The organism is Roseovarius sp. CH_XMU1461 (assembly GCF_037027165.1).
GTDB classification, from domain to species: Bacteria; Pseudomonadota; Alphaproteobacteria; order Rhodobacterales; family Rhodobacteraceae; genus Roseovarius; species Roseovarius nubinhibens.
The window spans coordinates 1-11992 of the sequence record NZ_JAYMDV010000006.1 but is presented as its reverse complement, the minus strand read 5'-3'; the positions used below and the strand labels follow the sequence as shown (position 1 = coordinate 11992).

The window sequence follows — 11992 nt, the reverse complement described above, 5'->3', positions numbered from 1 at the left end:
TTGCACGGGACATGTGCACGGATGTGAGCGTTGCCTTGCCGGCCAATGCACGGTATCCGACGACAAAGGCTAGTTGGGAGAGGGTTTCATGAGCCGAGCATTCGTATTTCCGGGGCAGGGTGCCCAGACGATCGGGATGGGCAAGGCCCTCGCCGAGGCCTATCCGGCGGCCAAGGCCGTGTTTGACGAGGTCGATGAGGCGCTGGGCGAAAAGCTGTCGCAGCTGATCTGGGAGGGCGAGCAGGACACGCTGACCCTGACCCAGAACGCGCAGCCGGCGCTGATGGCCACCTCGCTCGCGGCGATGCGGGCGCTTGAGGCGGAAGGCGTGAGCATTGATGCGGCGGCCTTTGTGGCGGGGCATTCGCTGGGCGAATATTCGGCGCTGGCGGCGGCGGGGGCGATGTCCATCGCCGATACCGCGCGTCTGCTGCGCACCCGTGGCGTGGCCATGCAAGAGGCGGTGCCGGTGGGTCAGGGCGCGATGGCGGCGCTGCTGGGGCTCGATTTCGACACGGTGCGCGAGGTGGCCGCCGAGGCCGCCGAGCAAGAGGTCTGTCAGGCCGCCAATGACAATGACCCCGGTCAGGTGGTCGTGTCGGGCCATAAGGCGGCGGTCGAGCGGGCGGTCGAGCTTGCCAAGGGGCGGGGCGCCAAGCGGGCGATGCTGCTGCCGGTGTCGGCGCCTTTCCATTGCGAATTGATGGCGCCTGCCGCCAAGGTCATGGCCGAGGCGCTCGACGATGTGGAGATCCACGCGCCGAAAGTGCCGCTGGTGGCCAATGTCATCGCGCGGTCGGCGGAAGACCCGGCGACGATCCGCTCGCTTCTGGTGAGCCAGGTCACCGGCTCGGTGCGCTGGCGTGAGTCGGTGGAGCAAATGGTGGCCGATGGGGTCACCGAGTTCTGGGAAATCGGCGCGGGCAAGGCGCTCAGCGGGATGATCCGTCGGATCAACCGCGAGGCGGCCACGCGGACCGTGGGCACGCCGGATGAGGTGAAAGCCGCGGCCGAGGCGCTTCAGGGCTGATCGCCAAAAGAGCGCGCCACAACAGGATGCCGTGCCCGAGGGCACAAAAAGAAGGTTTAGGATATGTTTGATCTCACTGGGAAAAACGCATTGGTCACCGGCGCGTCGGGCGGCATTGGCGGGGCGATTGCCAAGGCGCTACATGGCGCGGGGGCGACCGTCGGGCTGAGCGGGACGCGGGTTGAGCCGCTCGAGGCGCTGGCCGCCGAGCTCGGCGAGCGGGCGCATGTGCTGCCCTGCAACCTGTCGGATGGCGACGCGGTCGATGCGCTGCCGAAACAGGCGATCGAGGCGATGGGCGGGCTCGATATTCTCGTCAACAATGCCGGGATCACCCGTGACCAGATTTTCATGCGCATGTCGGATGAGGAATGGCAGCAGGTGCTCGATGTCAACCTGACCAGCACGATGCGCCTGTGCCGGGGCGTGATGCGCCCGATGATGAAGGCGCGTTGGGGCCGGATCATCAACATCAGCTCCATCGTGGGCACCACCGGCAACCCCGGTCAGGTCAACTATGCCGCCTCCAAGGCGGGCATGGTCGGCATGACCAAATCCATTGCCTACGAGGTGGCGAGCCGGGGCATCACGGCCAATGCCGTGGCACCGGGGTTCATTGCCACGGCGATGACCGAAAAGCTCAACGATGATCAAAAAGCCGCCATCAATGGCAAGATTCCCGCCGCCCGCATGGGCACGCCCGAGGAAATCGCCGCGGCGGTGCTCTATCTGGCGAGCCCCGAGGCGGGCTATGTCACCGGCAGCACGCTGCATGTGAACGGCGGAATGGCGATGATCTAAGGCGGCGATCCGCAAGGTCCCCCCTTGCAATTTTGCCGCCAGTCCCCATTCTGGACAAATCGTTTGCCAATGGCGCGGCATGTGCTATAGGCGGCGCAGATTGGCTAGGAGGCGTTCAAGGCTTCTGACGTTCCGGTGGGAACTGGGCCGTGACCGCCGCCCGCAGGGCAGAACAGAAAACCCGGTGCCGCAGCCTTAGCGGGCCGGTGCGAATGGGCCGCAAGGTCCGAGTGAAACGAAGAGGAATTTGGCATGAGCGATATCGCAGACCGCGTGAAAAAGATCGTTGTGGAACATCTTGGCGTCGAAGAAGACAAGGTCACTGAAAGCGCCTCCTTCATCGACGATCTGGGCGCAGACAGCCTCGACACGGTCGAACTGGTCATGGCCTTCGAAGAAGAGTTCGGCATCGAGATCCCCGATGACGCCGCAGAGAACATCCAGACCTTCGGCGACGCGGTGAAATTCATCAACGAGGCCTCCTAAGCCCCGCTGCGAACGCATCTTGCGAGTTTGGTAAACCCCCGTCCCAGTGGCGGGGGTTTTCTTTTGTGCGCGCTTTCGCCGGATTTCTGCGGGGGCCGCCGGAATTTGACGCGAGAGTGCCGATTTGGGATCATGGTCCCCAGGTGTTTTCCCACAAGCTTAGCGTGCTGCCCAATGTCGGGGGCTTACTGGTTCTGAAGGAGGACAGGCTTCCATGATTATCTATCCCACACTTGAATTGAAGAACGGCAAATGCGTGTCGCTGACCCGGGGTCGTCTTGACGAGCCGGTGCTGTGGCATGTCGATCCGGTCGAGACGGCGCGGAGCTTTGTCGAGGCCGGGGCCGAATGGATGCATGTGACCGATATGGATGCGCTCGCTGGTGGCGAGGGCAATGAGGCGCTGATCTCCGAGATCATCCGCGCGGTGGGCATTCCCGTGCAGCTTGGCGGCGGGTTCCGGTCGCGTGAGCGGGTTGAACATTGGATCGGGCAGGGGGCCGGGCGGATCGTCATCGGCACAATGGCGGCGCATGATCCGGATCTGCTGCGCGAATTGGCGAAATACCACCCCGATCAGATCGTTCTGGCGGTGGATATCTATCAGGGCGCGGTGATGACCGAAGGCTGGCAGAGCCAGAGCGCCTTTGATCCGGCCGACTATATCAAGGCCTTCGACGATGCGCCGCTGGCGGGGATCATCCTCACCGATGTGGACGCCGATATCGAGGACAGCGACGGCAGTCTCGGGCTCATCACGTCGCTCGCGGCACAGACCCGGCATCCGGTCATCGCGCGCGGCACGGTGCGCAGTGCCGATGATGTGGCGCGGCTCAAATATGTGCCGAATATCGCCGGCACGCTGATCGGGCGGGCGCTGTTGTCGCGCGATGTCGAACTCGGCGAGGCGCTGGCGCTGGCGAGCGCCACGAAAGGGCCGGTCGCGGCCTTCCAATAAGCGAAAAAAGGGGTAAACTTCGGGGCTGTCGCGCATCTGCACAGTCCCGGACTTGCCCATCGGGGCCAAGCCGGGGTATGAGGCGCGGAACTTGGCAAGATAAAGGGCAGCATTATGCGTCGTGTCGTTGTTACGGGTCTTGGATTGGTCACGCCTCTTGCGGATGGCGTGGAAGAAACCTGGAGCCGCCTTCTGGACGGTCAGTCCGGTGCTGGAACGATCACCCGTTTCGACCCGCAGAACGTGGTCACCAAATATGCCTGCGAAGTGCCGATGGGCGATGGCTCCGACGGGACGTTCAACGCCGATGATTACATGGAGCCGAAAGAGCGCCGTAAAGTGGATGATTTCATCCTTTACGGTGTCGCGGCGGCCGATCAGGCGGTGCGGGATGCAAACTGGATGCCCGAGGACGAGGAAAGCCGTCTGCGCACGGGCGTGATGCTCGGCTCTGGCATTGGCGGGCTGCAATCCATTGAACAGACCACGCTTCTCATCCGGGACAAGGGTGTGCGGCGGGTGTCGCCCTTCTTTATTCCCGGCGCGCTGATCAACCTGATCAGCGGTCAGGTGGGCATCCGCTATGGCTTTAAAGGCCCGAACCATTCGGTGGTGACCGCCTGTTCGACGGGCGCCCATGCGATTGGCGACGCGGCGCGGCTGATCATGTTCGGCGATGCCGATGTGATGGTGGCCGGGGGTGCCGAGGCGGCGATCTGCGAGATCGGCATCGCCGGGTTCAACGCCTGCAAGGCCCTGTCGACCAAACGCGCGGATGATCCCAAGGCCGCAAGCCGCCCCTATGACGAAGACCGCGACGGGTTTGTCATGGGCGAGGGCGCGGGGGTTGTCGTGCTCGAAGAGCTCGAACATGCCAAGGCGCGGGGCGCCAAGATCTATGCCGAAATCCTCGGCTATGGCCTGTCGGGCGATGCCTATCACATCACCGCGCCGTCCGAGGATGGCGATGGCGGCTATCGCGCGATGAAAATGGCGCTCGGCCATGCCGGGATCGACCCGTCCGAGGTGGATTATATCAACGCCCATGGCACATCGACCATGGCCGACACGATCGAGCTCAAGGCGGTGGAACGTCTCCTGGGCGATGCGGCGTCGAAAGCGGCGATGAGCTCGACCAAATCGGCGACCGGGCATCTGCTCGGCGCGGCGGGGGCGATTGAGGCGATCTTTTCGATCCTCGCGGTGCGCGATCAGGTGGTGCCGCCGACGATCAACCTCGACAATCCGGCGGTGGAAAGCCCGATCGATCTGGTTCCCAACGTCAAGCAGGAGCGCAAGGTCGACGTGGCCATGTCCAACAGCTTTGGCTTTGGCGGCACCAACGCCAGCCTCTGTATCGGGAAGCTTCGATAATGTGGCGGCATATCGCCTCGAACGCGCTGACCTTTTTCGTTGTGATCACCTTCCTGCTGGGGGGCGTGATCCTCTGGGGGCAGTCGACCTACCATGCCGAAGGGCCTCTCGCTGAGCCGATCTGCCTGCGGGTTCCGAGCGGGTCGAACATGCGTAAGGTCTCGCTCCAGTTGGAAAAAGACGGGGCGGTGACGCATCCGGCGCTGCTGCGGATCGGGGCGGATTACGCCGAGAAGACCGGGCAGCTCAAGGCCGGCAGCTGGCTCATCCCGGAAGGGGCGAGCATGGGTGAGATCGTCGATCTCGTGACCCGCGGCGGGGCCAGCACCTGTGGCACGGAAGTGGTCTATCGCATCGGGGTGACCCGGTCCGAGGTCGAGGTGCGCGAGCTGGATCCCACCACCAACCGCTTTGTCGAGATTGCCGAGTTCACGCCCGGTGAGGGCGAGGTGCCGGCAGAGTTCACGCGGGTGCGGCAGGCGGGGGATACACGCTATCGGATCGCGATTGCCGAAGGCACGACCAGCTGGCAGATCGTGGAAGGTCTGAAGTCGGTGGATGTGATGGCCGGAGAGGTCGAAGAGATCCCTGCCGAGGGCATGCTGGCGCCCGACAGCTATGAGGTCAACGAGGGCGCGAGCCGGGTTGAGCTCTTGAAGAAAATGCAGCAAGCCCAAGAGGTTCTTCTGGCCGAGGCCTGGCAAAACCGGGATGAGGACCTGCCGATCGAGACGCCGGAGGACCTGCTCAAGCTGGCGTCGATCATCGAGAAGGAAACCGGGGTCGCGGAAGAGCGCGAACAGGTGGCGAGCGTCTTTGTGAACCGGCTCAACCGCGGCATGCGGCTGCAGACCGACCCGACGGTGATCTATGGCATCACCGAGGGCAAGGGTGTGCTGGGCCGGGGGCTGCGGCAGTCTGAGCTGCGCAAGGAAACCGCTTGGAATACCTATGTGATTGACGGTCTGCCCAAGACGCCGATTGCCAACCCGGGACGCGCCAGCCTCAAGGCGGCGGCCAATCCGGGGGAGACGAATTTCGTCTTCTTCGTGGCCGATGGAACGGGCGGGCATGCCTTTGCCGAGACCTTGGAAGAGCATAACGCCAATGTCGCCCGCTGGCGTCAGATCGAGGCCGAGCGGGCCAATCAATAGCGGGTCGGTACCACGTCGGTATTGCGACGGTAACACGACAGTCCGAATTTTCGCCCTGGGGCCCGCGCAGATGTCGCGGGCCCCTCGGCGTTTATGTCTCGGGGAACGCGCTTGACCCTTGCGGCGGCACCCGCCATCAAGACCGGCAATTGATGGGAGACGACATATGGCGCGGCGTGGCGGTTTGGATGCGGAGCTGGCAAAGCGGGAAAGCTCGAAAAGGATCGGCGGCCTGTCGGCGCTCTGGCCCTTTTTGCGGCCCTATCGGCTGTTGCTGGTGGCGGCGCTCGGGGCGCTGATCCTGACGGCGAGCATTTCGCTCATCCTGCCGATGGCGGTGCGCCGGGTGGTGGATAATTTCAACGCGCAGGATGGCGCGCTTCTGGATCGCTATTTCACCGCGGCGCTGCTCATCGCGGCGCTTCTGGCGCTGGGCACGGGGCTGCGCTATGCGCTGGTGACGCGCTTGGGCGAGCGGGTGGTGGCGGATATTCGCAAGGCGGTGTTCGACCGGGTGATCGGGATGAGCCCGGCGTTTTACGAGCGGATCATGACCGGCGAGGTTCTGAGCCGGATCACCACCGATACGACGCTCATCCTGAGCGTCATCGGCTCGTCCGTGTCGATCGCGCTGCGCAATGCGCTTATCTTCATCGGCGGGCTGACCTTGATGCTCTTTACCTCGGCCAAGCTGGCGGGGCTGGTGCTCTTGATCGTGCCGCTCATCCTGGTGCCGATCCTGACGTTGGGGCGGCGGCTGCGGGGGCTGAGCCGGGAGAATCAGGACTGGATCGCGGAAAGTTCGGGCAATGCGTCCGAGGCGCTTTTGAGCGTGCAGACGGTGCAGGCCTTTACCCATGAGGATCAGAGCCGGGCGCGGTTTGGCGCGGTGACCGAGCAGAGCTATGACGCGGCGCGGCGGCGGATTTTCACCCGGGCGCTGATGACGGTGATCGTGATCTTTCTGGTCTTTGCCGGGGTGGTGTCGGTGCTGTGGATCGGGGCGCGGGATGTGCGCCTGGGGACGATGAGCGCCGGGATGCTGGTGCAATTCGTGATCTATGCGGTGCTGGTGGCCGGGTCCGTCGCGGCGCTGTCGGAAATCTGGGGTGAGTTGCAGCGCGCGGCGGGGGCGACCGAGCGGCTGGTCGATCTGCTGCATGCCGAGGATGCGGTGCGCGACCCGGAGGTGCCCCAGCCGGTGCCGACCCCGGTGCGCGGCGGGATCACCTTCGATCACGTCAATTTCTCCTATCCGTCGCGGCCCGACCGGGCGGCGCTCGACGATCTGACGCTGACGATTGCGCCGGGAGAAACCGTGGCGCTGGTCGGTCCCTCGGGGGCGGGCAAGACGACGATCATTCAGCTCATCCAGCGATTCTATGATCCGGCCAGCGGCACGGTGAGCCTCGATGGCGTGCCGCTCGACCAGATGGCGCGGCAGGCGTTTCGCAAACATATCGCGCTGGTGCCGCAGGACCCGGTGATCTTTGCCGCCTCGGCGCGCGACAATATCCGGTTTGGCCGGTTGGACGCGAGCGATGCGGAGGTCGAAGAGGCGGCGCGGCTGGCGGCGGCGCATGAGTTCATCAGCGCGCTGCCCGAGGGCTATGACAGCTATCTCGGCGAGCGGGGGGTGATGCTCTCGGGGGGGCAGAAGCAGCGGGTGGCGATTGCCCGGGCGATCCTGCGCGATGCGCCGGTGCTGTTGTTGGATGAGGCGACCAGCGCGCTCGATGCCGAGAGTGAGCGGGCGGTGCAGCAGGCGGTCGAGACCATGTCGCGCGACCGCACCACCATCGTCATCGCGCATCGGCTGGCCACGGTGAAAAAGGCCGACCGGATCATCGTCATGGAAGAGGGCCGGATCGTCGCCAGCGGCACCCATGACAGCCTTGTGGCGGAAGGCGGGCTCTATGCCCGTTTGGCGCGGCTGCAATTCACCGATGGGGAAGTCGTCTAGGCGTTTCCCCCTGCAATCTCTCCGGTGGGGGCCCTAGATATGAACCAACCCGGAGATGTGGAAGCGCTGCGGGGAGGGCGCCAAGTATGGCGCGCCTGTACTTGGTGTTTCGGAGCCAGTGCATCCTGTCTTAACGGCAGATTGTCATCGGCGGTGTAACCGAAATTCTGTGTGAAGACCTTAAGAGTGTTCTTGTGTTCAGGCCCCGGACGCGCTGCGCGTCCGGGGTTTTTCTATGGGCATGGGCATGTTTCCAAGCTGGCTTGAGTGTATCTCAATTGAGACCTATATTGGGTGGAGATACAGGAGATCGTGCCATGGCCACCCAAACCTCGATGCTTCATGTTCGCGTAGATGACCAGCTCAAGGCGCAGGCCGCCGAGGCGCTGTCGGGTGTCGGTTTGACGCTCTCGGATGCGGTGCGCATCCTGCTGACGCGGGTGGCGGCGGAGGGCGGGTTGCCTGCCGGTCTGACGGCCGATCCGGACAGCTATGACGCGTGGTTCCGGGCCAAGGTGCAGGAGGCGCTGGCCGATCCGCGCCCGGCAAAGCCGCAGGATCAGGTGATGCAAGAGGCGCGGGCGCTGATCGACGGGAAGCGCGGTGGCTGACCTCAGCTGGCTGGCTCCGGCGGTCGATGATCTGATGGCGATTGTCGATTACATCTCGGATGACAACCCGGACGCAGCCCTCGCCGTGATGACGGAAATTCAAGACAAGGTCGGGCAGCTTCCGGCGCATCCCAAACGCGGCCGTCTGGGACGGGTTGAGGGGACGCGGGAGCTGGTCGTTCGGCCCAACTATATCGTGGTCTATGCCGAAGACGCGACCTCGGTGGTGGTGCTGCGTGTGTTGCACGCGGCGCAGTTGTGGCCCTGAGCGGGATTTAGGGCGCCGATCCTCGTGCGGGTTTTCGGCGCGGCGGGCATTGCATGGGGCGCGGTGGCGGGCTACCTCAGGGGGGACGCGCCATGCCGAGGAGCCCGATATGAAAGTCGCCACCGCCGCCTATTCGCTCGACCCGCTGAAGGACTGGGCCGCCTATGCCGCCAAGCTCGAGGATTGGGTGTCGCGCGGGGCGGAGACGGGGGCGGAGATCCTCGTCTTTCCCGAATATGGCGCGATGGAGCTGGCGATGCTCGAGGGGCCGGAGGCGGCGGGCGATCTGGAGCGGTCGCTCTACGCTGTGTCGGACCGGATCGGCGAGGCGGACGCGCTCCATTCCGAGCTGGCGAGCCGCTACAAGGTGCATATTCTCGCGGCCTCCGCCCCGGTCTTTGACGAGGCCTATGGTGCGCGTCCGGTGAACCGGGCGCGGCTCTTTTCGCCCACGGGCGGCGTCGGCGTGCAGGACAAGCAGATCATGACCCGATTCGAACGCGACCCTTGGGACGTGGTGCCGGGCGGGCCCTTGCAGCTTTTTGACACGCGGCTTGGCAAGATCGGGGTGCTGATCTGCTATGACAGCGAATATCCGCTCTTGGCGCGGGCGCTCAGCGAAGCGGAGCTGATCCTCGTGCCCTCGGCCACCGAGGCGCTGGCGGGCTATTGGCGGGTGCGGATCGGATCGATGGCGCGGGCGCTCGAACAGCAATGCGTCACCGCCATGTCGTCGATCGTCGGACCGGCGCCCTGGTGCCCCGCGGTGGATGAAAACGTCGGCATGGGGGGCATTTTCGGCCCGCCGGACCGGGGGTTTCCCTCGACCGGGGTAATCGCCGAAGGCACGCTCAACACGCCGGGCTGGACGGTGGGCGAGGTCGATCTTGGCCGGGTGGCGGAGGTGCGCGCCGATGGCGGGGTTCTCAACCGGAGCCATTGGGACGAGCAGCCCGAGCGCGTCCGCGAGGTCACAGAAGTGACCCTTGGGTGACAATCCGCTTGAAAAACTGCGGAAACAGGACCATGTAGAGCGCGATCCGCGGAATTCAGCGGAGAACTGTCTATGAGGAGACAACATGGCCAAGGAAGATACGCTCGAATTTCCCGGTGTCGTGAAGGAACTCCTGCCCAATGCGACGTTTCGGGTCGAGCTAGAGAATGGCCATGAGATCATCGCACATACGGCAGGCAAGATGCGCAAGAACCGCATCCGTGTTCTGGCTGGCGACAAGGTACAGGTCGAGATGACCCCCTATGATTTGACCAAGGGTCGGATCAACTATCGTTTCAAATAATCCACGTCCGGCGCGGGGGCAGTCATGCAGCTGATCCTTGGATCCGCCAGCCCGCGCCGACGGGACCTTCTGGCACAGATCGGCGTGGTGCCGGATGACATCCGCCCCGCCGATATCGACGAAACCCCACAATCGCGTGAATTGCCGCGCCCCTATTGTCTGCGCATGGCCTGTGAAAAGGCCCGTGCGGTGGCGGCGGGCGAGGGCGATATCGTGCTCGCCGCCGATACCACCGTGGCGCTCGGGCGGCGCATTCTTGGCAAGCCCGAGGATGAGGCGCAGGCGCGCGGCTTTCTGGCGGCCATGTCGGGGCGCCGGCATCGGGTGATCACCGCGGTGGCGCTGCGCAAGGGCGCGCGGCTCTGGCATCGCGATGTGGTGACCTCGGTGCGGATGAAATCCCTCTCGCAAGACGAGATCGACGGCTATATCGCCACGGGCGACTGGCAGGGCAAGGCGGGCGGCTATGGCATTCAGGGGCCGGCCGGGGCGCTGATCCCCTGGATTGGCGGGTCGTTTACCGCCGTGGTCGGGCTGCCCCTGGCGGAAACATCGGCCCTGCTGCAGGCGGCGGGCTATCCCATCTGGAAGAGCGGCACATGACGGACCACACGATTATCCTCGATCATTATGAAGGGCGCGAAGCGGCGGCCCTGATGGATCGCGGGCGGCTTGCCGATCTGCTGATCGATGGCGGCGATGCGCCGCGTCTCGGCACGATCTATCGCGCCGTGGCGCAGCGGCCGGTCAAGGGGCAGGGCGGGATGTTCCTCACCACCCCCGATGGCACGGCGTTTTTGCGGCAGATCAAGGGGCTCGCCCCCGGTCAGACGCTTTTGGTGCAGGTGACGGGCCATGCCGAGCCGGGCAAGGCCATCCCGGTCACCGCCAAGATCCTCTTCAAGAGCCGCTATGCGATTGTCACCCCCGAGGCGCCGGGGCTCAACATCAGCCGGTCGATCCGCGATGACGATCGCCGCGATGCGCTCTTGGAGCTGGCCCATGCCGGGATGGAGGGCAGCGCCATGGGGCTTATCCTGCGCTCGGCGGCGGAAGAGGCGGAGGCCGAAGAGATCGCCGAGGATATCGCGGCGATGCGGAGCCTGGCCGAAGAGATCACCGCGGATGCCGAGGGCGCGGCGGAGGTCCTGCTCGAAGGCGACGGGCCGCATGGGCTGGCCTGGCGCGACTGGGCGATGCCGGCGGATGTGATCACCGAGCCGGGCGGCTTTGCCCGCGAAGAGGTGCTCGACCAGCTCGAGGCGCTGCGCCAGGATGCGGTGCCGCTCTCGGGGGGGGCGTCGATGTGGATCGAGCCGACCCGCGCGCTGGTGGCGGTGGATGTGAACACCGGCGGCGACACCTCGCCTGCGGCGGGGCACAAGGCCAATCTCGCCGCCGCACGGGAATTGCCACGACAGCTGCGGCTGCGGGGGCTTGGCGGGCAGGTGGTGCTCGATCTGGCGCCGATGCCCAAGAAGGACCGGCGCGGCTTTGAGAGCACGCTGCGCGCCGCGTTCCGGGCCGATCAGGTGGAAACCGCGCTCGTCGGCTGGACGCCGCTTGGCCATTACGAATTGCAGCGCAAACGCGACCGGATCGCGCTCGCCGCGCTGCTCGAGGGCGCTGCGGGATGAGCTGCCCGATCTGCGACAAAGAGACCGACAAGCGGTTTCGCCCCTTCTGTTCCAAGCGCTGCGCCGATGTCGATCTGGCCAAGTGGCTGTCGGGCAGCTACGCCATTCCCTCGGACGATCCGGAGGATATGGAAGAGGCGCTCGATGCCGCGCTCAAGGCCCGCGACGACGGCGATGTGAAACCGCATTGATTTTTTTCTCAAACCCTCTGGACACCCCCGAAACACTGCCCTAGAACGCCTGCACCCGAACGGATCACCGTTCCCCATGCCCGGGTAGCTCAGGGGTAGAGCAGTGGATTGAAAATCCTCGTGTCGGTGGTTCGATTCCGCCCCCGGGCACCACCTTAGGTCATAACCTGCTGATATCCCTCGGTTTCTTTTGGAAACTGCGCGGGCGTAGGACATGGCGT

The 11992-nt window shown here is 64.8% G+C and carries 14 protein-coding genes and 1 tRNA gene; all 15 read left to right on the top strand.

Features of this window, described 5'->3' with window-relative positions:
• The first annotated feature begins 88 nt into the window (after nt 1–88).
• The 15 genes from fabD to WA237_RS15195 all read left to right on the top strand — a co-directional run bounded on the left by fabD (nt 89) and on the right by WA237_RS15195 (nt 11924).
• Nucleotides 89–1030 (top strand): ACP S-malonyltransferase, encoded by a 942-nt coding sequence (gene fabD, locus WA237_RS15265; RefSeq protein ID WP_286908802.1) that lies wholly within the window; start codon nt 89–91, stop codon nt 1028–1030.
• A 63-nt stretch (nt 1031–1093) separates the two neighbouring features.
• Complete coding sequence (gene fabG / locus WA237_RS15260) at nt 1094–1831, top strand: 3-oxoacyl-[acyl-carrier-protein] reductase (RefSeq protein ID WP_009812256.1); 738 nt, start codon at nt 1094–1096, stop codon at nt 1829–1831.
• 252 nt (nt 1832–2083) lie between these two features.
• Entirely contained in the window at nt 2084–2317 is a 234-nt protein-coding gene (locus WA237_RS15255) for an acyl carrier protein (protein ID WP_009812255.1), read from the top strand.
• Nucleotides 2318–2531: 214 nt separating this feature from the next.
• Complete coding sequence (locus tag WA237_RS15250; protein ID WP_336098687.1) at nt 2532–3275, top strand: 1-(5-phosphoribosyl)-5-[(5-phosphoribosylamino)methylideneamino] imidazole-4-carboxamide isomerase; 744 nt, start codon at nt 2532–2534, stop codon at nt 3273–3275.
• Between the two features lie 114 nt (nt 3276–3389).
• Nucleotides 3390–4649: a beta-ketoacyl-ACP synthase II gene (gene fabF, locus WA237_RS15245; RefSeq protein ID WP_040617748.1), complete on the top strand. Its 1260-nt coding sequence runs from the start codon at nt 3390–3392 to the stop codon at nt 4647–4649.
• Nucleotides 4649–5803 (top strand): endolytic transglycosylase MltG, encoded by a 1155-nt coding sequence (mltG, locus tag WA237_RS15240; protein ID WP_009812252.1) that lies wholly within the window; start codon nt 4649–4651, stop codon nt 5801–5803. Before fabF ends, mltG begins: the two co-directional genes overlap by 1 nt.
• Nucleotides 5804–5969: 166 nt before the next feature.
• On the top strand, nt 5970–7766 hold the full coding sequence (locus tag WA237_RS15235) for an ABC transporter transmembrane domain-containing protein (RefSeq protein WP_336098685.1): 1797 nt from the start codon (nt 5970–5972) through the stop codon (nt 7764–7766).
• A gap of 317 nt (nt 7767–8083) precedes the next feature.
• Nucleotides 8084–8377, top strand: coding sequence for a type II toxin-antitoxin system RelB family antitoxin (gene relB / locus WA237_RS15230; protein ID WP_336098683.1), 294 nt, complete (start codon nt 8084–8086; stop codon nt 8375–8377).
• The gene (locus WA237_RS15225; protein WP_336098682.1) at nt 8370–8645 is read left to right on the top strand and encodes a type II toxin-antitoxin system RelE/ParE family toxin; all 276 of its coding nucleotides are present in this window, start codon (nt 8370–8372) and stop codon (nt 8643–8645) included. Before relB ends, WA237_RS15225 begins: the two co-directional genes overlap by 8 nt.
• 109 nt (nt 8646–8754) lie before the next feature.
• Nucleotides 8755–9639 carry a carbon-nitrogen hydrolase family protein gene (locus WA237_RS15220; protein ID WP_336098680.1) on the top strand — a complete coding sequence of 295 codons (885 nt, stop codon included), beginning with the start codon at nt 8755–8757 and terminating at the stop codon, nt 9637–9639.
• Nucleotides 9640–9724: 85 nt separating this feature from the next.
• A complete protein-coding gene (gene infA / locus WA237_RS15215) occupies nt 9725–9943 on the top strand; it encodes a translation initiation factor IF-1 (protein ID WP_005978431.1) in 219 nt (72 codons plus the stop codon).
• A gap of 24 nt (nt 9944–9967) precedes the next feature.
• Nucleotides 9968–10546, top strand: a complete 579-nt coding sequence (locus WA237_RS15210; RefSeq protein WP_286908699.1) for a Maf family protein — start codon at nt 9968–9970, stop codon at nt 10544–10546.
• On the top strand, nt 10543–11580 hold the full coding sequence (locus WA237_RS15205) for a ribonuclease E/G (RefSeq protein WP_009812246.1): 1038 nt from the start codon (nt 10543–10545) through the stop codon (nt 11578–11580). Before WA237_RS15210 ends, WA237_RS15205 begins: the two co-directional genes overlap by 4 nt.
• The gene (locus WA237_RS15200) at nt 11577–11771 is read left to right on the top strand and encodes a DNA gyrase inhibitor YacG (RefSeq protein WP_009812245.1); all 195 of its coding nucleotides are present in this window, start codon (nt 11577–11579) and stop codon (nt 11769–11771) included. The genes WA237_RS15205 and WA237_RS15200 overlap by 4 nt, the downstream gene beginning before the upstream one ends.
• 78 nt (nt 11772–11849) lie before the next feature.
• Nucleotides 11850–11924, top strand: a tRNA-Phe gene (locus WA237_RS15195).
• Nucleotides 11925–11992: the final 68 nt, after the last annotated feature.